Consider the following 20,503-nt stretch of genomic DNA (forward strand, 5'->3'; position numbering starts at 1 on the left):
ATCAGAGTGCTCTTAAGAGAGCACTAAGTAACACTAAAAGAACCTGCAAACCAATCACTATGATAAGCGGTGCCAAATCCAAACCATTAAAGTTCGTTCTTACATATCTTCTGACAAGCATGTAAGCAGGATTTGTAATTCTGTATAAAAACTGAACTATTGGGTTGAACGGGTCTGGGTTCACAAAACTAAGCAGTGCCGCTATGATAATCACCCATATATAAACATTGATGATTCCAAGAACGATAGAGCCCAACCCTTGAATGATTTCTACTAAGATGCTCATTTTACAATCTCTCCTATATAATTTTTGATGCATTTATAAACAGCAGCAATATCTGGAGTGTGTTCACTTCCCGTAAGAAGAAGTCTGAGGGATTTTAAAAAATTTTCACCTTTGATGCCGGATTCTTGCATGATATGTTTTTCAAACTCTTCATATCTATCGAAGTAGGGTGCTTTTTTGATGATAGAGGCAATCATACCCACCGATTCTTTAAGCTCCTCTGGAATCTCTTTTGGTGCAAAAATAGCACCCACCTTGCTTCTAAGCTCTTTTGTCGTACTCGCCTCTTCAAGATAGACTTTTGCAAGTTTTCCTATCTCTTCGTCTGCAAAACCTACATAGCGTGAGAGCTCTTTGGCATCAAGCATCATCAGATGTTCTCTGTTTATCTGCTTGAGTATGTCGATATCGAAACGGGCAGGGGATTTGGATATATTTTCCAAGCTAAACCACTCTATGGCTTCTTGCAGGGTAAATATCTCTTTTGGCGGCTTAATAGCTGTTGATATTAAATAATTTGCAATTGCTGATGGTAAAAATCCCTCTTCAAGAAGCCACTTTACGCTTGAAGTACCATCTTGCATAGCAGGAAGATGCACATACTCAATTTTCTTTTCATAGCCAAGTGATGTTCGAATCCAATCCTCTTTTGCTGCATCGCTTAGATGCTCTTCATCACGGATGACTAAAGATATATCACCGAGCATATCATCAATCCCACAGGCGAAGCTGTAAGTTGGTCTTTTATCCTCAGTCATTATGATAAAACTCTCCGCATTAGGCTCTTGTGACTTTTTGATTCTGATGGTAAATGGATTTTGGTTGTCGATGACAAGTTCGTCAGGTAAGGAAGCGCAAGCATCATCATATTTGTATACTTCTTTGTTGCTTTTGGCTTCTTCTCTCTTTTTTTCAAGCCACTCTGGTGAGCAAAAACAGCTAAATGCCTTTTTTTCATGAAGAAGCTGCAGAGCCATTGCTGCATGAAAACGGAAATTTTGACTTTGGTGGACAACATGAGAGTACTCAATGCCAAAAAGTTCCAAAATACCGACTATCTCTTGGTCTTTTCCTTCCATGTTTCTCTCTTTGTCCCTATCTTCTATGCGAACGATTAAACCCTCACTTCTCTGCTTTGAGACAATATAGTTCAATATGGCAACTCTTAAGTTACCAATGTTCATATCATGAGTCGGGCTAAACGCAAATCTCAGCATTTCTATTCCTGTATAATCTAATTTTGGAATTCTATCAAGTTTTAGCTAAAGCTCCGATTTGATAGAATACTATCCATAATACAAAGTTTTAAACAAAGGTTTAGTAGTCATGAGTGAACACAAAGATTTTTTACGCACAATAGTTGAAAAAGACCTAAAAGCAGGCAAATATAAAAATATTATCACAAGATTTCCTCCTGAGCCAAACGGCTTTCCTCACATCGGACATGCTAAATCTATCGCTATCAATTTCGGTATTGCACGCGATTATAACGGTCGCTGTAACCTTAGGATGGACGATACGAACCCGACTACAGAGGACACAAGATATGTTGAAGCGCTTAAAGATGCTGTTGAGTGGCTTGGATTTAAGTGGGATGGCGATGTGCGTTATACATCTGACTATTTCGACAAACTTTACGAGTATGCCGTAGAGCTTGTCAAAATGGGCAAAGCTTATGTTGACAGTTTGGATGAAGAGACGATGCGTGAGTATCGTGGCAGTGTTACAGAAGCGGGGCGTCGCAGTGAATATGCAAATCGCAGTGTAGAAGAGAATCTTGACCTTTTAGAGAGAATGAAAAACGGAGAGTTTAAAGACGGTGCACATGTTCTTCGCGCCAAGATTGATATGTCTGCTCCAAATATGAAGATGCGTGATCCTCTTTTGTACCGCATCCGTCATGCACACCACTATAGAGCAGGGGACAAGTGGGCGATTTATCCTATGTATGACTTTGGTCACTGTCTCTCTGATTACATCGAAGGTATTACTCACTCTATCTGTACGCTAGAGTTTGAAAACAACCGTGATATCTATGACTGGGTGCTAGAGACACTTGGACTTCAACCGCCGCGCCCTTACCAACATGAGTTTGCAAGACTTGGAATCAACTATACCGTTATGAGTAAAAGAAAGCTTCTTGAGCTAGTAAACGAAAAAAGAGTAAACGGATGGGATGATCCTCGCATGCCAACTATTGCAGGGCTTAGAAGAAGAGGCTATACACCCGAATCCATCTTAAACTTCTGTGATCAAATCGGTATAGCAAAAGCAAACTCCACTGTTGATGTCTCGCAGCTTGAGTTTTGTATCAGAGATGATCTCAACACAAAAGTACCTCGTGTGATGAGTGTGCTTGATCCTCTAAAAGTAACCATAGAGAACTATGAGGGCAGTGAAGAACTTGACGCTTCGTACTATCCTGATGATATACCAAAAGAGGGGTCAAGAAAGATCCCTTTTTCTAAAGAGATATATATTGAACGCGATGATTTTGATGAAAACCCTCCAAAAGGTTACTTCCGTCTCACACCCGAGCAGAGTGTGCGTCTCAAACATGCCTATATCATCACATGCAAAGAGGTTAAAAAAGATGAAAACGGCAATATAACCGAGATAATAGCAGAGTACCATCCCAGCTCAAAAAGCGGACAAGACACAAGCGGCATAAAAGTCAAAAGTGCTATCCAATGGGTGGATGCTGCATCTGCTAAAGAAGTGGAGGTAAGGCTCTATGAAAGGCTTTATGCTTGTGAAAACCCTCAAGGCATGGAAGATCTCAATCCTAACTCTTTAAAAATCATACAAAATGCGCTTATTGAACCTGCAGTTGTAACAGAAAAACCAGATGTTAGATTTCAGTTTGAAAGACATGGATATTTTTATGCTGATTCTGTTGACTACACAGATGAAAAACCTGTTTTTAACAAAATCGTAGGTCTTAAAGAGTCTTGGGGTAAAAAAAACAGTACTGAGGCAACCACTGCTAAGATAGAAAAAAGAGAAGATAAAAAGATTCAGATTGAGGGTAAAGCTGAAGCTATGAGTGAAGCAGAGCAGTCTCTGTTTAACAGATACACCAATGAGCTTGGACTAAACAGTATGCTTGCCGAGATTTTAGCCAGAGATGAAAAACTCTCCTCTTTTTATGAAAATGTACTCTCGCTTCACAACTCCCCTGTAACTATTGCAAACATTGTAGCAAATGAGGTAGCAAGAGAGTTTAAAGAGAAACAAGGCAGTGAGCTGAAGTTTACTGCACTCCAAATAGCCGAACTTGTTAAGATGATTGATGAAGGCACTATCTCAAATAAAATAGCTAAAGAAGTTTTTGAAGAGATGGCTACAAATGGAGAAAACCCTATGCTGATAGTTCAAGCTAAGGGACTTATCCAGATAAGCGACCCTGCTGTAATTGAGCCTATTATCGATGAAGTAATCGCAAAAAATCCTGACAATGTTGCTAAGTTCAAAGGCGGAAACACCAATCTGCTTGGTTTTTTTGTAGGTCAAGTACTAAAAATGACAGGCGGTAAAGCAAACCCAAGCGTGGTAAATGAACTTGTTGCACAGAAACTAAACAAGTAAAAGAGCAGGGGGTTACGCACTTTTAAAAAAGTGCGTAAAAACTACCAAATTAGATTGACTTTGCTATTTAACGAATGTTTAATTATTTTTGGTGTGATTAGAGTGCGAAAGTTGGTGACCCCGAGGAGAATCGAACTCCTGTAACCAGGATGAAAACCTGGGATCCTTACCGCTAGACGACGGGGCCACTTTGTCAGTGTTTGTTACTGAGCCGAAATTATACAGATTTGTATCTTAATAATTTCTAAAACTCAGTAATTTCTTCATTATTCGTAAAAGCTGCGAAGTGCTCTAATGATAACGGCATTTTTAGAGATACTCTCCGCCTTAGCATTGTCATTTACTTGCTCATACAAATCTAACGGAAGAGAGATAGAAAATGTTTTTGTCTCAATTTTTTTCTTTTTAGCAACCATAGCGACAACGCTTGATAGCAACTCTATGATTTTTTTCGTATCGATTGGTTTTTGTATGAAGCTATTAACACCAACTTCGATAGACTCAGATATTTTTTCAATATCATTGCTTGCAGAGATAACAATGATTATTTGAGTAGGGTTGATTTCACGAATTTTGCGTGAAAGCTCTATACCATCCATCTCTGCCATGATAATATCAACAAAAACAACATCAGGAGCCGATTTAAGGTAAGCTTCTAAAGCCTCTTTACCATTAAAACATGATTTAACATCAGAAAAAAAGTTTTTGAAAGTTGAGCTCAAAAGTTCATTTGCAACTTTCTCATCTTCAACGACCATTGCCGTGAGCTTCTTTGTTTCCTGCGTAAGTTGTACTAAATCTACATTAGACATTTTAGAATCCTTTATTATATGTAATTCCAAATTATACAGACAATTCGGTAACAAATGAAACTGTTTTTGATTGATAGCAACTATAACTATTTAATTATATTTTTTAAATGTCTCTAGCCAATTGAGATCTGGTTCTTTAGCATCCTCTTTTTGATCTAATAGTGAACCGATGATATGAAGAAGGGTCTCTTCATCCATAAATTTTAAAATACTAGGATTGATGGATGTTTTATGAACATCATCATAACTGTTAAGCAAGTTTTGTATATCGTTTATAAGTTCTTCTTTTCTATCCATAATCGTTTGACTCTTATCTTGTTTGGAATTTTAAAAAAATCATTCTATCTACGCATTGGTTAACATAATGTAAATTCTCTTGAATATAATTTTTATATATTAGGCATATTATATTAGATAGTATTTCATCTAAACATGGGTTTTATGATTTGACTTCTTTTTAAACAGGCACAACATAAGCCGAGTTTTGTTTTGATAGCATTAATCTACTTTACAATTCACATTGTACTTCTAGCGAAACAGTAGCATAAGCAAAAGTAAACAGTATCACTACCATCTACTTGCTCCCTAAGACGCTGACCATCTGTTTCTTGCTGCCATGTTGGGTTTACAAGCTCTCTATATTACTATAAAGACTGGTGGTCTCTTACACCGCCCTTTCACCTTTACCGCCATTAAGCGGAAGTCTTCTCTCTGTTGCACTTTCCCTCGCATTGCTACGGCCATTCGTTAAATGGAACACTTTCTTAGAGCAGCTCGGACTTTCCTCTTGAAATAAATCAAGTTGCTATCTGTTGTACCTGCGAAAGCTTACAAAAAAGTTCCTTTAAGTCAGTTTTTTTCATAAGTGAACAAATGTTCTTTTCTTTTAATTTATATATGAACATTTGTTCATTATGTCAAACATTAGTATGAACAATCGTTCATTTCAAATAAGAGTAAATTAACATTTGTTCATATATACTTCTATTCACATTAACAGATGTTCATAACAATAAAAAAGAGGTTTTAATGTCCGAAATAACGCATGTGCAAAAGAAAACAGGTACAAAGCAAAAGATACTCAAAGCAGCATCTACTCTCTTTTCAGAGTATGGATTTAAAGCAACAAGTGTGCGAAAAATAGCTTCAGAAGTGGGAATAAGAGAGAGCGCGCTGTATAACCATTTTCAAAATAAAGAGGAGATTTTTTTATCTGTTGCAAAAGAGATTTTTACAACACCCTTCTCTCAAAACGAGAGTGATATCAAAGAGTCTGCACTGAAAGGGAAGGCTTTTTTACAGAAGTTTACGATGCAATACAAGCTTCTCACATTTGATAAAAATAACGAAAACATGTTTAGGCTACTCATGATAGAGCTTTTCCAAAACAAAGAGCTTAGAGAGCAGTTTATGAATGAATTTCACAATGAAAATATAAAGGTTCTCTCAGAAGCATTTTTTATGATGATGCAAAACTCCCTGATTCGTTCAGCAGACCCAATGATGGTCGCTTATGAGTTTTTATCCACCCTCTTCTATATCAGGCTTCAGATTACGCTTTTAAGGTTTGATGGTAGCTCTACTACAAATCTGTCAACACAATTTGAAAAGCACGTAGAATTTTTTTGGGAAAGTATTAGAATTTGATATTTCATAATATTATGAATACTATTTAATATTAAATTATTTGTATAAAAAAAGCAGCTTTTTAGGGCTGCTCAATATTTTGTCTCTTAAAAAAGAGACAAATCTATAAAACTATTTATTCATAGCCTCATTTGCATATTTCTCACCTAGCTCATACGCTTGCTTATTGACGTCATGCACTTTCGCAGGAACTTTTGAGAGCATTGTATCGATAAGAGCATCTTTGTCTATCGCATTCATAAAAGTGTTTGCTATCGCAAGTGCAACAACAGACTGGGTAATAACATTACCAACTTCCTCTTTTGCAATAGTAATAATTGGAATTTCAACAATATTCCAAGTTTTTCTATCTTCATCACTCGGCTGCACAAGATTTGGATCAACAACGATTGTTCCACCCTCTTGAACACCTTTTTTAAACTGGTTATAACTCACCTGTGCAACAGAGAGCATAAAGTTGATTTCGCCATCATTTGCGTATGGGTAAAAAATCTCCTCATCATCAAGCGTAATGTCAACAACTGTTGGACCACCACGCACTTGAGAAGTATATGTAGCAGTTTTTAAACCAAATCCACCTGTTTTAATTTTCGCTGCTGCAAAAATTTCACCTGCTAGAAGAACACCTTGTCCGCCAACACCTGTAAATCTCATTAATGTTCTAGCCATCTATGTGTCTCCTTATATTTTTTTCGCAAAATCATTTTGAGTGATTGTTTTTCTCTCACCTTGATGCACTTTAATAATCTCTGCATACATCTCACAATACTCTTTTGCTTCAGTATCCTCTTTTAAGATACCAGTTGGGAATTTGTTTAACTGTTCTTCAGGAGAAAGTTCATCATATTTTTTCTTAGGGATAGTAATACCATCAATCCACTCAAGGTTTTCCATAGCTGACGCCATCTTGTTTTTTCTGCCAAGATTAATATGACAATTTGACATAACATCAATAAAAGAGAAACCTTTATGCTCAATCGCTTTTACAAGTGTTTTTTCAAGTTTTTTAGGGTCTATCATCGTCTCTCTAGCAACAAAAGATGCTCCAGATGCGATTGCCAAATCTGTAGCGTTAAAAGTCGGGTCAATGTTTCCAGCTTTTTGCGATACTGTCCACATACCTTGTGGTGTTGTTGGACTTGTTTGAGAGTTTGTCAAACCGTAGATAAAGTTATTAATCATTATCATTGTGATGTCAATATTTCTTCTACATCCATGAATTGTGTGGTTACCACCGATTGCAAGCGCGTCACCATCACCAGCAACACAGATGACATATTTATCTGGATTTGCAAGTTTGATACCTGTAGCAAATGCTACTGTTCTACCATGTGTTGTGTGAACCGTATTGAAATCTATGTAAGATGAAAATCTTCCTGAACATCCGATTCCAGAAACAACACAAACATCATCTTTATTGATGCCTAGTTTATCAATCGCTCGTACAAAAGCTTTTAGAATAACACCATCACCACAACCCCAACACCAAAGTGTTGGCATCTTTTCAAGTCTTAAATATTTATCGTAATTAAATGCCATCTTAGAATACCTCTTTTACTTTATTTACAATCTCATACGGAGAAATTGCTCTTCCATTTACCTTATAAAGGCCTTGGATGTCGAGTCTTCCAGAAACTCTCTCAACTTCTTCAGTATATTGTCTAATATTAAGCTCTACACACAACACATTTTTAATTTTGTCTGTGTATTTTTTAATCGATTCTGCTGGGCTTGGCCAGAGAGTAATCGGTCTAAAGAGACCTGCTTTGATACCAGCAGCACGTAAGTGACGAATAGACTCTTTAGCAGCAAGAGATACTGAACCATACGCAATGATAAGAACTTCACCCTCTGCACCAGTTAAGTCATCAAGCATAAATTCTTCGTTAAGTTCGATTTCATCTCTATGTGCCATAACTTTGTCTTCAAGTCTTTGAATCAGTTTTCTGCACGTCTCTATCTCTTCTGTTGGGAAGCCTTTTGCATCATGATGCAAACCTGTAAAATGGTATCTATACCCTTTAAACATTGGGTTAAGTACAGCTGCTTCGTCTGGACCTACTCCATAAGGACGATAGTCCTCAGGTGCTCCATCAAATGTTTTTCTTGGAACAATACCAGCTCTCACTTCCTCTTCTGTTGGAAGCATTGCTTTACCGTGCATATGCCCGATAGTCTCATCCGTAAGAACAAAAACAGGTTGCATAAATCTATCTGCTAAGTTAAATGCTCTTACAACTTCTGTATAGCACTCCTCTAGGTTTCCAGCACACAGTGTTATAGATCTGTAATCACCGTGAGATGGGTTTTTTGCTTGGCGAACATCACCTTGAGAAACACGTGTTGGAAGGCCAGTTGATGGACCACCACGCATAACGTTAACAACCACGAGAGGAACTTCTGTCATTTGAGCAAGACCGAGATTTTCCGCTTTAAGTGAAATACCAGGACCAGATGTAGCAGTCATCGTTCTCACACCACTCATTCCAGCACCGATTGCAGCTGCAACACCAGCAATCTCATCTTCCATTTGAATACATGCTCCACCAACTTCTGGCATCAAATCAGACATTTCATGCATAATTTCACTTGATGGGGTAATCGGGTAACCACCGAAAAATCTACACCCTGCATCTTTTGCAGCTAATGCAGATAGTTCATTACCGCTTGAAATCACTTCTCTTGTTCCCATTATTTCACTCCTTTTTGGTCTAGTGCCATATAGTTATTTGCAACGATTGCAGCTTGGCGCTCTTTTGCATCATCTGTTAATTTTGCAAATTTGAATTGATTTTTATCTGCAACATAAATAGCAAAATCAGGACACGATAATTCACACTCATTACAACCTATGCATGACTCTGGATTATTGACAGAAATCATTGCTCCTAGCGTCGATGTTGAATCATACTTCATTCCAAGTACGCCTGAAGGACATACTGATACACATATATCACACGCTTTACAATTACCCGTATTTACCCACACTGGCACATTGCCTGGGTACTCGATCATAGCAGCTCCCATTTCTTCTCCTCTTTTTTTAAAGTACTTTTAAATTATACATTTGCGTAAAACAGATTAACTCATTTTAATTAATGCAACTCTGAAATGTGCTCATAACGCTTCATTAAGAACGAAAGTGTTACTAAATGAAGCTCGCACAAATTCAAAATGTTACTTTTTTGCCAAAACCTCTGCAATTGCCTTGCCAATTTCGGCAGGTGAAACAACAACTTTTACGCCTGCTGCTTCCAAAGCTGCCATTTTCTCAGCTGCCGTTCCTGCTCCGCCACTCACTATCGCACCGGCATGACCCATTCTTTTACCTTTAGGTGCAGTCTGTCCTGCGATAAACGCCACAACAGGTTTTTTGATATTTTCTTTGATGTATGCCGCTGCTTGAATCTCTAAATCTCCACCGATTTCGCCAATCATAACGATTGCGTGAGTCTCTGGGTCTGCTTCAAACATTGGTAAAAGTTGCTTATATGAAAGACCGATAATTGGGTCTCCGCCGATACCAACCGCAGTTGAGATACCAAAACCTTCTCTACAAACTTGGTTTGCACCCTCATAAGTTAGAGTACCTGACTTTGAAATAAGTCCAACATTTCCTTTTTTGAAAATCATCCCTGGCATAATTCCGATTTTACACTCTTCAGCCGTGATGATACCTGGGCAGTTTGGCCCTATGGTTTTCATGCCATGTTTCATCGCATACGCTTTAGCTGCTTGCATATCACGAACTGGTGCACCCTCTGTGATGATAACCGCAAGTTCGATTCCTGCATCTGCCGCTTCCATAACTGCATCTGCCACAAAAACAGGCGGAACAAATATCATAGAAACAGTTGCACCCGTAGTAGCAACTGCATCTTTGACCGTGTTAAATACTGGCTGACCTAAATGCTCAGTTCCGCCTTTGTTTGGTGTAACACCGCCTACTATCTTTGTTCCGTATGCTAAACACTGCTCAGCATGAAAAGAACCCTCTTTACCCGTAAAACCTTGAACGATTACTTTTGTGTCTTTGTTTACCAATATACTCATAAATCCCCTCCTTACTTAGCTTGTTTTGCAGCTGCTACTGCTTTTGCAGCACCATCAGCCAAATCTGTAGCTGCTATAACATTTGCGATATTTGCATTTCTTAAAATCTCTGCCGCTTCTGGCGCATTTGTACCATCAAGTCTAACGATTACCGGAACATGAACATCTACAAGTTTTGTAGCCTCTAAGATACCGTTTGCGATACGGTCACATCTAACGATTCCACCGAAAATATTTACAAATATAGCTTTAACTTTTGGATTTTTAAGAATAATCTCAAAACCTTTTGCAACCGTCTCAGCATTTGCTTTTCCGCCAACATCAAGGAAATTTGCAGGAGTTCCGCCCATGTAGTTGATAGTATCCATAGTACCCATCGCAAGCCCTGCTCCGTTTACCATACAACCGATTTCGCCATCAAGTGAAACATAAGAGAGACCATATTTGCCAGCTTCTCTCTCGTCTGCATCCTCTTCGCTAATATCTCTCATCGCTTCGATATCCGGATGACGGCCAAGTGCAGAATCATCAAATCCCATTTTTCCATCAAGCGCTAAAAACTCACCGCTTCCTGTTTTTACAAGTGGGTTGATCTCTATCATCTCTGCATCATTTTCCATATAGAGTTTATAGAGTTTTGAAGCAAAATCAATAAATTTTTTCTGCTCAGACGGGTCTGTGATACCTAGACCAAACACAAGCTCTCTTCCGTGAAAACCTTGAAAACCGATAGCAGGGTCAACTGCTACTTTGATAATCTTCTCAGGAGAATCGTGTGCAACATCCTCTATCGCCATACCGCCCTCTGTTGAAGCCATGATAACAGGCATCTCACGTGCGCGGTCAAGAACAACGCCAAGGTATAACTCATCTTTGATATCTGCACCATCTTCGATGTAGAGTTTTTGAACAAGTTTGCCCTCAGGTCCTGTTTGGTGAGTAACCAAAGTCATCCCTAAAATCTCACGAGAAAGTTTTTCAACTTCTTCGATAGAGCGAGCAAGCTTTACACCGCCACCAAGACCACGACCACCGGCGTGGATTTGAGCTTTAACAACCCAGATAGGTCCGCCTAAAATCTCGGCATTTTTAACTGCCTGATCTACGCTCTCCGCCATTAAACCTTTTGGTGTCGGCACGCCGTACTTAGCAAAAATTTGTTTTGCCTGATATTCATGTATATTCATTAAACTCTTCCTTTTTGTAAAATTTACGCTTTTGGCGATATCATATCTTGTGGTATAACATATTTATCGAACTCTTGAGCAGTTAAAAGCCCTAGCTCTATCGCTGTTTCCTTAAGAGTTGAACCGTTTTTATGTGCCGTTTTTGCTATTTTTGCCGCATTTTCATAACCTATATAAGGGTTAAGTGCAGTTACAAGCATAAGCGAGTTGTTTAGATAAAAATCTATCTTATCTTCTACAGGTTCAATTCCAACTGCACAGTTATCGTTAAACGAAACGATAGAGTCCGCTAGGAGGCGGCATGACTGCAAGAAGTTATACGCAATAACCGGCTTAAATACATTGAGCTGAAAATTTCCCTGACTCGCCGCAAAACCGATAGCCGCATCATTTCCCATAACTTGACATGTAACCATAGTTACCGCTTCGCTTTGTGTAGGATTTACTTTACCCGGCATGATAGAAGAACCCGGTTCATTTTCAGGGATAGTAATCTCCCCTATTCCGCATCTAGGACCAGAAGCAAGCCAGCGAACATCGTTTGCGATTTTCATCATATCTGCCGAGAGTGCTTTGAGTGCGCCGTGTGCGAAAACAAGAGCATCATGAGAAGTTAGTGCATGAAACTTATTTGGAGCGGTTACAAATGTGTGACCCGTAAGCTCTGTTAGTTTACGTGCAACTCTCTCTCCAAGCTCCGGATGAGCGTTAAGACCTGTTCCGACTGCAGTACCGCCGAGAGCTAGTTCACGAACTGCCTCAAGAGAATCTTTTGCCATTTTTTCACACTTGTTAAGCATCTCAACCCAACCGCTAATCTCTTGACCAAGAGTTAAAGGTGTTGCATCTTGTAGGTGTGTACGTCCGATTTTGACGATATGGTCGAACTTTTGTGACTTCTCTATCAGCGTTGCTCTTAACTTCTCAATAGCAGGAAGAACTCTTGTCTCAACTGCAATAACCGCTGCTACATGAAGAGCTGTCGGGTATGTGTCGTTTGAACTTTGAGACTTGTTTACATCATCATTTGGATGGATAAGCTTTTCTACTCTAAAATCACCACCCAGAATCTCTGTTGCACGAGACGCTAAAACCTCGTTGTTGTTCATATTTGACTGTGTGCCTGAACCCGTCTGCCAAACTACTAGAGGATAAGCATCATCGAGTTTTCCAGCCAACATATCATCACAAGCTTGTGCGATAGCATCAGCTTTTCTAGCATCCAGTTTGCCTAAATCTTTATTGACCAGAGCAACTGCTTTTTTAAGGTAAGAAAATGCTCTTGTAATCTCATAAGGCATCTTCTCTTCACCGATAGCAAAATTTTCAATCGATCTTTGTGTTTGTGCAGCCCAATAAGCATCTATCGGTACTGCAATCTCACCCATCGTGTCTTTTTCTATACGTGTACGCAAACTCTATTCTCCTTTATTAAAAAAATTATTTTTATTGAGCGTACTAATCAAAGTCTTAACAGAGTTACAAGAACCCTCAAACATCTTCTTCTCATCTTCATTAAGAGATATTTGTATGATTTTTTCAGCTCCGTTTGCTCCAAGCATAACCGGCACGCCAGAGACGACATCAGAGTGACCATACTCGCCCTCTAAAAAGACCGCGCATGGATGAATCTGTTTTGTATCTTTAAGAATCGCTTCTACCATGATAGCCGTTGCTTTTGCAGGTGCATAGTAAGCAGAGCCTGTTTTGAGATGACCGACTATCTCAGCGCCACCATTGCGTGTACGCACAACAATCTCTTGAATCTCCGCAGGTGTTAAAAGGTTTGCTAAAGGAACCCCTGCAACAGTCGAGTAACTCGCAAGTGGCACCATATCATCACCATGTCCACCCATAACGGAAGCTCTGATTTGCCCTCCTCCGTAGCCGAGTTTCTCTTGTATAAAACTTGCCATTCTTGCACTATCAAGTATGCCAGCCATCCCTATAACACGGCTTCTCTCAAAACCACTCTCTCTGAGTGCGACATATGTCATAGCATCAAGTGGATTTGAAACCATGATGATGATAGCGTCCGGTGAATATTTTGCAACGCCTGCGATAACATCTTTAGTGATGTTTGCATTAATCATCAAAAGATCATCACGGCTCATACCTGGGAGTCTTGGGCTTCCTGCAGTTACTACAACAACATCACAGTTTGTCAAATCCGACATCTCTTCAGCAACACTTACCACAGTATGGCTTCTTACCGCCGCTGCTGCTTGGCTCATGTCTAACGCTTTTCCTTTAGCAACATCAATCTTGTTATCACGAAGAATTATCTCATGACAAGAACCAAGCATTGCTAAAGAGTATGCTACTGTTGCACCAACATTTCCAGCACCAACAATTCCGACTCTTTTTCCTTGATTCATACACACTCCTTGAAATTAAATTGTATTATGGTAACAAAATAGACTTAATGAAGCCCTTGAACACACTACAACTAAAGACATTTTTTGCCTTTTTTATAAAACTAAAAAGTTTCATAAAAAAAGAAAAACAGACAGAGAAAAAATCTCTGTCTATAAAATAATATTAAATGCTATCAATGATTGCATTCAACGTTACAGATGGTCTCATCGCCTTTTCCGCTAATGCATCATTTGGATGGAAATATCCACCAATATTTTGAGGTTTTCCTTCTACCGCCATAAGCTCAGACATAATTTTGTCTTCGTTTTCAATCAACGCTTTTGCAACTGGAGCAAATTTTGCTGCTAACTCTGCGTTGCTGCCCTCTGCAAGTGCTTTTGCCCAGTACTGCGCAACATAGAAGTGAGAAGCTTTGTTATCTGGCTCTCCAACTTTTCTTCCCGGCTCTTTTGAGTTATCGAGGTATGAATTATTTGCAACATCAAGAGCAGCTGTAAGTGCTGTTAATTTTGCATCTGCATGCTTGTTACCTAAAAATCTCAAAGACTCTGCAAGTGCTAAGAATTCACCAAGAGAATCCCATCTTAAGTGACCCTCATTCAAGAATTGCTCAACGTGCTTAGGAGCAGATCCGCCCGCACCAGTCTCATATAGACCACCACCAGCAAGTAATGGAACGATAGAGAGCATTTTTGCAGATGTTCCAAGCTCTAAGATCGGGTACATATCTGTTAAGTGGTCACGTAAAACGTTACCAGTTACAGCGATTGTATTTTTACCTTCACGAATACGAGTGTTAGTGAAACGCGTAGCATCTGTTACATTCATAAACTGGATATCTAAACCAGTTGTATCAAAATCTGCTAAATACGCTTTAACCTTTTTTATAAGTTCAGCATCGTGAGCTCTTTTTTCATCTAACCAGAATACTGCAGGGATACCCTCGATTTTTGTTCTCTCAACTGTTAAACGAACCCAGTCACGGATTGGAATATCTTTAACACGAGACATTCTCCAGATATCACCAGCTTCACACTCGAAACTCATCATCACTGTACCATCCTCAGCAGTTACCGTTACAGTACCAGACTCTGCAAGTTCAAATGTAGTTGGGTGAGAACCGTACTCTTCAGCTTTTTGAGCCATAAGACCGATATTTTGCATCGTACCCATAGTTGTTACATCGTATTGACCATGTTTTACACAATCCGCTACCATCTCAGCGTGGAACATTCCATATGTAGAATCTGGAATAACAGCGACAGTCTCTAGTGCTGCACCTGTTCTATCCCACTGTTTACCACCCTCACGAACAACAACCGGCATAGAAGCATCGATAATAATGTCGTTTGGAGCATTAAAGTTTGTTGTTCCTTTATCAGAGTCAACCATAGCGATTTTTGGAGCATCAGCGTTAACTACTGCTTGGAAAGCTGCTTTGATTTCAGCTTCTTTAGCATGTCCTTTGATTTTTTTCTCTAAGTCTGACATACCCATGTTTGAGTTAACGCCAACTTCTTTAAATACATCTGCATATTGAGCAAACACATCTGCAAAGAAGATTTCAAAAGCATGACCAAACATAATTGGGTCAGAGATTTTCATCATAGTTGCTTTTAAGTGTACAGACCAGATAAGTCCTTTTGCTTTTGCATCCTCGATTGTTTGTTTATAAAACGCTCTCAATGCTTTTACTGACATAAATGTACCATCTAGGACTTCATCAGCTACTGCATTGATAGTTTTTAGCTCTTTACCGTTAAGAGCGATAGTAACTTTTTGATCTTTTGCAACTGTTACAGACTTCTCATTTCCGTAAAAATCACCTTTTCCTTGCATATGCGCAACATATGCTTTAGAATTTTCAGAGAAAGCTCTTAATTTATGTGGATTTTTCTTAGCAAAGTTTTTTACAGCAACTGCAGCACGTCTGTCTGAGTTTCCTTCTCTAAGTACCGGGTTAACCGCTGAACCTAAACATGCGCTATATTTAGCTTGAATTGCTTTTTCTTCTTCTGTTTGTGGATTTTCAGGGTAATTAGGGATGTCATATCCTTGAGCTTGAAGCTCAGCAATACAATCTTTAAGCTGACCAGCAGAAGCTGAGATGTTTGGAAGCTTGATGATATTTGCTTCTGGCTTTAGACAAAGTTCACCTAATTTTGAAAGTTCATCTTCTGCAAGACCCATTGCAGCTAAAACTCTACCTGCTAGTGAAATATCACTAAGAACTACTTCAACACCTGCTGCTTTAGTAAAAGCATTTACGATTGGTAATAACGAATACGTTGCTAAAGCCGGTGCTTCATCAATCTTTGACCAAATAATTTTTGACATCTTTTTGTCCTCGGTTTTAATATTTTATATTCTTGCAATAAGGTAACACTTAGAGCAAAAATTTATAAAGACATCTTACCATCAACATAAATAATATGACAAAACATTGCGAAACTATTTACTTTTCTTTTAAAAGTGTTTCAATTTGTAGCACGTTTAATATTGTCTAAATGTGTAGAATAGTTACGCGAGAAATCATGTGTTCCATTTTTGGATTTCATAAAGTAGAGATAATCGCTCTGTGCAGGAAAAATAGCAGCTCTGATTGCTTCAAAACTGACATTACAGACAGGATGCTCCGGAAGCCCCTTGTTTAGGTAAGTATTATATGTTGACGTGTCCTCTTTTATCATCTGTGGCGTTACTCTCGTATGCGAATATGGACCATAATTGAGCGTGCCATCCATCTGCAGTTTCATCCCTTTTTTGAGTCTGTTGTAGATCACAGAACTCACAAGGGGCATCTCCTCAATCGAGGCTGATTCTTTTTGAATGATAGATGCTATTGTTACGAAATGTAACCATTTCTTCTCATCATAGCGCCCAAAAATCATTTTTGCTATTTTTTTCATCTGTATATCTGATTCATAGAGCAAAATCTTTATAACCATTTTTTCAGTTATACCCATTGGCAATTTATAGGTATTTGGAGCAAAAGCACCCTCTTTTTGTTTTGTCTCAAGCGCATACTCTTTTTCTAAAAGTTCTCTACTGAGTTGAAGCTGCTCTGCAAGCTGATTTAAGAAGATATAAGTAGTCTCCCCTGGAATAAGTCTGATATCCACAAGAGCAGCCTTAGCGGTGGTGAGTTTATAAAGAAAGTCCCATCTGCTATTATCAGTGGTTTTCATGTCAATCCATCCGCTTTGAGGAGAGCCCATGATACGAAGCAAGAGTGTATCAAGCTTCGTCACATTGTAATGCTTCTGCTGCATTTGTGTTATAATTTTATTTATCGAACCTTCGGGAATGTATATTACTCTAGGGGATTTTATAGGCTGATTTAGGTAATACATGAACGATAACGCGATTATTAATGCTATCTCAAAAATCCAGTTTGCTACTATCACTCTTTTATCATTCATATTTTTACTACTTTTGACTCTTTTTATCTTTTTGCAATATGGAATATTTGTTCAAAATGTCTCGTTTTCAAATATTAAAGCGGAGCAATTATACATAAAATGGGATGAAAAAATAAGAGTACATGTCAAAGAGATAACTATCGTAAAAACAGAAGAAAAAGAGATCTCTTTAGATGAGTTTCAAACTCTTCTTACTTCCTTGAAACCACAACTTGCCTACCTTAGCCTCTTTGAAGAGATAAACCTTGAGAAAGTAACTTTTGATAATTTTAACTTAGAAGCAAAATACAGCGAAGCAAATGATGGATTTATAAAGCTCTCCTCACCAGAAGTAGCACTAGAGGGGCTTCTTACTTCCGATGGAACTTTTTTTCATCTTCTGCTTCAAAAGTGTGAAATCATCAACAAAGCTCTCAAGATAGAAGGAGATGTAGTTTTTACCGCAAAAGAGGCGCTTGAGCTTACAACTGCACTCCAAGTTACTCTACAAGACGAAACAGTGCTGAAGCTCTACACGCATAGCAACAGAGAAAAGTTACATTATGCGATAGAATCAGAGCAAAAAATAAAAAATATGAAACAGATAGTAACACTCTTTGATTTTGCCCCAGAGCTCAAATACTGGATTCACGATGCAATAATGCTCTCAAGTTTAGAACTTCAAGCACTCTATGGCTGGCTTGAGTATGAAAAGATGGAGGATGCATACCTAAATATCTATGCAAAAGCTGTAGCAAATGATTTGATTTACACTTATGATACAAAAGTAGCACCCATTAGAACAAAAATGACGGATTTGGAGTTTAAAAATGGCGTACTTTTTATCCGACCTCAAAATGCCTACTCCTATGATTTTTTTCTTGATAAAAGCTGGCTAAAGATTGATTTTACTACAAAAGAGGAGTTTTTAACACTCCATCTTCTCTTCAAGGGTCAAGCAAACAAAGACCTACTCCATCTGCTCAATAATTATGAAATCAAACTCCCATTTATCCAGACAAAAGGGATGATAGATACCGATTTGACACTAGAGATAAACCTCATGACGCTCGATGTTGAGGCAGTCGGAGATTTTTATGCAAAAGAGTCGCAGATACACTATTTGGGACTTGATATCGATATTTTAGATGCACATGTTGTCCTTAAAAATTCTGATGTTCAAGTAAAAGGAATGAGGGCAGCTTATAAAGATATAGCAACTGCGACTGTTGCTTTAGATTTGCAAGCTAAAAAGTCCATAGGCAAACTTGATTTTGCATTTGATACTATCTCTTTTGCTGACAAAAATCTCTCTCTTATGCCTAGTGAGAAGCCGCTTAGCATTACTTACTTTATCGATGAAAAACAAGATTATCTGAAAATAGCAAAATCACGATGGAACTACAAAGAGCATGCCGTTGGAGTGGATGCCACAAAAGTTCTCTTTGATATAAAAAACCTTAAAGCAAAAATCCCATCTACAAATATAAAAGCAGATGGAATAGCAACAGCTACGCTTTTGGGAGACATCTCCTTTGAATCACAAGAAGCTTTTTTTGACCTTACTCTTTTATCGCTGGATTATCTTGGCATCGGTATAAATGAAACTCCTAAATTGCAACTGACTTACAAAGATGGCTCAACAACAGTTGTGTCAAAAAATCCCCTCTCGCTTACCATGAATGACGGTAATAAAGTAAATTTTCAAAATGTAGCAGTCGCCATCTCAGATGATTTTATAAAACTTAACAATACTGCTTTTACTTATGCAGATATCCTCAAAGCAACTGCAAGTCTTAACTACAATCGTAAAAATGAAGCTGGAACGATAGATGTCTCTGAGTTTTCTTTACAAAATGAAACATTTGGTTCAATTTTTGCAGGTAAAAACAAAACACAACTTCTTTTTGAAAATAAAAAAAACAGCACGCGCATATACTCCAAAGAGTATCAGTTTGAGTATCTACTCGATAAAAATGAATGGTTTTTCAAAATCGATTCCTTAGAAAAAATAGCACAAAAATCGGAGATTTTACAAAAATATAGCCTTGAGAATGGTCACTTTAGAGCACAAAAAAAGAGTAGCCAAAAAGATATCTTGTTTTGGTTGAACACAGAGTATAAACATAAAATTCTTATAGAAGAGAACAAACCTGTAGAGAGCTATCTTGTTGCAGGGGCGTACAACACACAAAAAAGCCAAACAATGCTCAAGATTAACGATGTTCTCACCATAGATGTCAAAGACACCATACAAATCAAAGCAGACAATCTTGGAATCAATATAGATGAAGTTATCAATATCTTTGATGACAATGCCACAGAAGAGGAAGATAAAGATAAAGATAAAGATAAAGATAAAAAGAAAAGTTCTCCCCTCATTTCCATCGACACTACGGGATGCTATCTCTATTTGAACGAAAATAGAAATATTATCTCCGATAGTATGCATTTTGAGTATGCCGATGGAACGCTTCGTGGAGAGCTAAAGCATCAAGATGGGAGAGCAAATTTTCTGCTCAAAGAGAAAAAATTTTATCTCTATGGTAAAAATTTTGGTGATACATTTATGGAAAAACTCTTCTCTCTCTCCAAATTTAAGGGCGGCTCTATGGAGTTTTATATAGGCGGACCACTCAAAGAGTATGATGGAACGATTCATATCAAAGATACAACCATTTTGGACTATAAGATTTTAAACAATGTCCTTGCTTTTGTAAACACCGTTCCTTCGCTTATGACCTTCTCTCTTCCTGGATATAACATCAAAGGCGTAGCTGCAAAAGAGGCATATGCAAAATTTAAACTCAAAGAAGATGTTTATAAAATAAGTGATATTTACCTTAACTCAAAAGAGATAGAAATCGCGGGAATGGGTGAAGCAAGCATAAAACAAAACACAATTGATTTGGATCTCAATCTCATAACAAATCTTGGCAGTTCCTTTTCAAAAATACCTCTTGTTGGACATATTTTACTTGGCAACAAAAACATCTCCACCTCCCTGCGTGTAACAGGAGCCCTTGACGACCCAGATGTAACAACGCAAGTTACTAAAGATATTGCAGTAGCACCTTTTAACATCATCAAAAGAACACTTATGTACCCTTTTGAACTCTTCAAAAGCGAAGAAGAGAAGAACTGATCCTT

Annotated in this window: 17 protein-coding genes, 1 tRNA gene and 1 other RNA gene; 3 read left to right on the forward strand and 16 right to left on the reverse strand. The window is 38.2% G+C overall.

Annotation, left to right across the window (positions count from 1 at the left end; translation table 11 throughout):
• Window position 1: 1 nt before the first annotated feature.
• Complete coding sequence (locus tag AC6H4V_RS07020; protein WP_428730452.1) at window positions 2-286, reverse strand: YggT family protein; 285 nt, start codon at window positions 284-286, stop codon at window positions 2-4.
• Window positions 283-1,503, reverse strand: a complete 1,221-nt coding sequence (locus AC6H4V_RS07025; protein WP_497606284.1) for a glutamate--tRNA ligase family protein — start codon at window positions 1,501-1,503, stop codon at window positions 283-285. Before AC6H4V_RS07025 ends, AC6H4V_RS07020 begins: the two co-directional genes overlap by 4 nt.
• A 109-nt stretch (window positions 1,504-1,612) precedes the next feature.
• On the opposite strand from AC6H4V_RS07025, the gene AC6H4V_RS07030 reads away from it, so the two are divergent.
• Window positions 1,613-3,874 carry a glutamine--tRNA ligase/YqeY domain fusion protein gene (locus tag AC6H4V_RS07030; protein WP_497606285.1) on the forward strand — a complete coding sequence of 754 codons (2,262 nt, stop codon included), beginning with the start codon at window positions 1,613-1,615 and terminating at the stop codon, window positions 3,872-3,874.
• Between the two features lie 112 nt (window positions 3,875-3,986).
• Here the strand turns inward: AC6H4V_RS07030 and AC6H4V_RS07035 are convergent.
• The 4 genes from AC6H4V_RS07035 to rnpB form a co-directional block, all read right to left on the reverse strand.
• A tRNA-Glu gene (locus AC6H4V_RS07035) sits at window positions 3,987-4,061 on the reverse strand.
• A gap of 79 nt (window positions 4,062-4,140) precedes the next feature.
• A complete protein-coding gene (locus tag AC6H4V_RS07040) occupies window positions 4,141-4,686 on the reverse strand; it encodes a response regulator (RefSeq protein WP_428730456.1) in 546 nt (181 codons plus the stop codon).
• Between the two features lie 90 nt (window positions 4,687-4,776).
• Window positions 4,777-4,983: a hypothetical protein gene (locus AC6H4V_RS07045; RefSeq protein ID WP_497606286.1), complete on the reverse strand. Its 207-nt coding sequence runs from the start codon at window positions 4,981-4,983 to the stop codon at window positions 4,777-4,779.
• A 161-nt stretch (window positions 4,984-5,144) separates the two neighbouring features.
• An RNA gene (gene rnpB / locus AC6H4V_RS07050) (RNase P RNA component class A) lies at window positions 5,145-5,507 on the reverse strand.
• A gap of 208 nt (window positions 5,508-5,715) precedes the next feature.
• Here rnpB and AC6H4V_RS07055 point away from each other — a divergent pair.
• Entirely contained in the window at window positions 5,716-6,333 is a 618-nt protein-coding gene (locus AC6H4V_RS07055; RefSeq protein ID WP_497606287.1) for a TetR/AcrR family transcriptional regulator, read from the forward strand.
• A gap of 111 nt (window positions 6,334-6,444) precedes the next feature.
• Here the strand turns inward: AC6H4V_RS07055 and AC6H4V_RS07060 are convergent, their stop codons facing one another.
• From AC6H4V_RS07060 to mltG, 10 genes are all read right to left on the reverse strand, one after another.
• Window positions 6,445-7,002 carry a 2-oxoglutarate:acceptor oxidoreductase subunit OorC gene (locus tag AC6H4V_RS07060; RefSeq protein ID WP_428730459.1) on the reverse strand — a complete coding sequence of 186 codons (558 nt, stop codon included), beginning with the start codon at window positions 7,000-7,002 and terminating at the stop codon, window positions 6,445-6,447.
• A gap of 12 nt (window positions 7,003-7,014) precedes the next feature.
• Complete coding sequence (locus AC6H4V_RS07065) at window positions 7,015-7,872, reverse strand: 2-oxoglutarate ferredoxin oxidoreductase subunit beta (protein ID WP_428730460.1); 858 nt, start codon at window positions 7,870-7,872, stop codon at window positions 7,015-7,017.
• Window position 7,873: 1 nt separating this feature from the next.
• On the reverse strand, window positions 7,874-9,025 hold the full coding sequence (locus tag AC6H4V_RS07070; protein ID WP_428730461.1) for a 2-oxoglutarate synthase subunit alpha: 1,152 nt from the start codon (window positions 9,023-9,025) through the stop codon (window positions 7,874-7,876).
• On the reverse strand, window positions 9,025-9,360 hold the full coding sequence (locus AC6H4V_RS07075) for a 4Fe-4S dicluster domain-containing protein (RefSeq protein WP_428730462.1): 336 nt from the start codon (window positions 9,358-9,360) through the stop codon (window positions 9,025-9,027). Before AC6H4V_RS07075 ends, AC6H4V_RS07070 begins: the two co-directional genes overlap by 1 nt.
• Window positions 9,361-9,510: 150 nt before the next feature.
• Window positions 9,511-10,386: a succinate--CoA ligase subunit alpha gene (gene sucD, locus AC6H4V_RS07080; protein WP_497606288.1), complete on the reverse strand. Its 876-nt coding sequence runs from the start codon at window positions 10,384-10,386 to the stop codon at window positions 9,511-9,513.
• A gap of 11 nt (window positions 10,387-10,397) precedes the next feature.
• On the reverse strand, window positions 10,398-11,573 hold the full coding sequence (gene sucC / locus AC6H4V_RS07085) for an ADP-forming succinate--CoA ligase subunit beta (protein ID WP_428730464.1): 1,176 nt from the start codon (window positions 11,571-11,573) through the stop codon (window positions 10,398-10,400).
• Between the two features lie 23 nt (window positions 11,574-11,596).
• A complete protein-coding gene (gene fumC, locus AC6H4V_RS07090) occupies window positions 11,597-12,988 on the reverse strand; it encodes a class II fumarate hydratase (RefSeq protein ID WP_497606289.1) in 1,392 nt (463 codons plus the stop codon).
• 3 nt (window positions 12,989-12,991) lie between these two features.
• Window positions 12,992-13,951 carry a malate dehydrogenase gene (gene mdh / locus AC6H4V_RS07095; RefSeq protein WP_428730466.1) on the reverse strand — a complete coding sequence of 320 codons (960 nt, stop codon included), beginning with the start codon at window positions 13,949-13,951 and terminating at the stop codon, window positions 12,992-12,994.
• Window positions 13,952-14,114: 163 nt separating this feature from the next.
• On the reverse strand, window positions 14,115-16,289 hold the full coding sequence (locus AC6H4V_RS07100) for an NADP-dependent isocitrate dehydrogenase (RefSeq protein ID WP_497606290.1): 2,175 nt from the start codon (window positions 16,287-16,289) through the stop codon (window positions 14,115-14,117).
• Window positions 16,290-16,429: 140 nt separating this feature from the next.
• Window positions 16,430-17,374 (reverse strand): endolytic transglycosylase MltG, encoded by a 945-nt coding sequence (mltG, locus tag AC6H4V_RS07105; RefSeq protein ID WP_428730468.1) that lies wholly within the window; start codon window positions 17,372-17,374, stop codon window positions 16,430-16,432.
• Here mltG and AC6H4V_RS07110 point away from each other — a divergent pair.
• The gene (locus AC6H4V_RS07110) at window positions 17,304-20,498 is read left to right on the forward strand and encodes a YhdP family protein (protein WP_497606291.1); all 3,195 of its coding nucleotides are present in this window, start codon (window positions 17,304-17,306) and stop codon (window positions 20,496-20,498) included. The genes mltG and AC6H4V_RS07110 overlap by 71 nt on opposite strands.
• Window positions 20,499-20,503: the final 5 nt, after the last annotated feature.

It is taken from the genome of Sulfurimonas lacustris, from assembly GCF_059705355.1.

Bases quoted from the DNA above. Each gene is read 5' to 3' on its own strand.
- AC6H4V_RS07020 (WP_428730452.1), bottom strand. From the start codon at position 286: ATGAGCATCTTAGTAGAAATCATTCAAGGGTTGGGCTCTATCGTTCTT.
- AC6H4V_RS07025 (WP_497606284.1), bottom strand. From the start codon at position 1,503: ATGCTGAGATTTGCGTTTAGCCCGACTCATGATATGAACATTGGTAAC.
- AC6H4V_RS07030 (WP_497606285.1), top strand. From the start codon at position 1,613: ATGAGTGAACACAAAGATTTTTTACGCACAATAGTTGAAAAAGACCTA.
- AC6H4V_RS07040 (WP_428730456.1), bottom strand. From the start codon at position 4,686: ATGTCTAATGTAGATTTAGTACAACTTACGCAGGAAACAAAGAAGCTC.
- AC6H4V_RS07045 (WP_497606286.1), bottom strand. From the start codon at position 4,983: ATGGATAGAAAAGAAGAACTTATAAACGATATACAAAACTTGCTTAAC.
- AC6H4V_RS07055 (WP_497606287.1), top strand. From the start codon at position 5,716: ATGTCCGAAATAACGCATGTGCAAAAGAAAACAGGTACAAAGCAAAAG.
- AC6H4V_RS07060 (WP_428730459.1), bottom strand. From the start codon at position 7,002: ATGGCTAGAACATTAATGAGATTTACAGGTGTTGGCGGACAAGGTGTT.
- AC6H4V_RS07065 (WP_428730460.1), bottom strand. From the start codon at position 7,872: ATGGCATTTAATTACGATAAATATTTAAGACTTGAAAAGATGCCAACA.
- AC6H4V_RS07070 (WP_428730461.1), bottom strand. From the start codon at position 9,025: ATGGGAACAAGAGAAGTGATTTCAAGCGGTAATGAACTATCTGCATTA.
- AC6H4V_RS07075 (WP_428730462.1), bottom strand. From the start codon at position 9,360: ATGGGAGCTGCTATGATCGAGTACCCAGGCAATGTGCCAGTGTGGGTA.
- sucD (WP_497606288.1), bottom strand. From the start codon at position 10,386: ATGAGTATATTGGTAAACAAAGACACAAAAGTAATCGTTCAAGGTTTT.
- sucC (WP_428730464.1), bottom strand. From the start codon at position 11,573: ATGAATATACATGAATATCAGGCAAAACAAATTTTTGCTAAGTACGGC.
- mdh (WP_428730466.1), bottom strand. From the start codon at position 13,951: ATGAATCAAGGAAAAAGAGTCGGAATTGTTGGTGCTGGAAATGTTGGT.
- AC6H4V_RS07100 (WP_497606290.1), bottom strand. From the start codon at position 16,289: ATGTCAAAAATTATTTGGTCAAAGATTGATGAAGCACCGGCTTTAGCA.
- AC6H4V_RS07110 (WP_497606291.1), top strand. From the start codon at position 17,304: ATGAACGATAACGCGATTATTAATGCTATCTCAAAAATCCAGTTTGCT.
- mltG (WP_428730468.1), bottom strand. From the start codon at position 17,374: ATGAATGATAAAAGAGTGATAGTAGCAAACTGGATTTTTGAGATAGCA.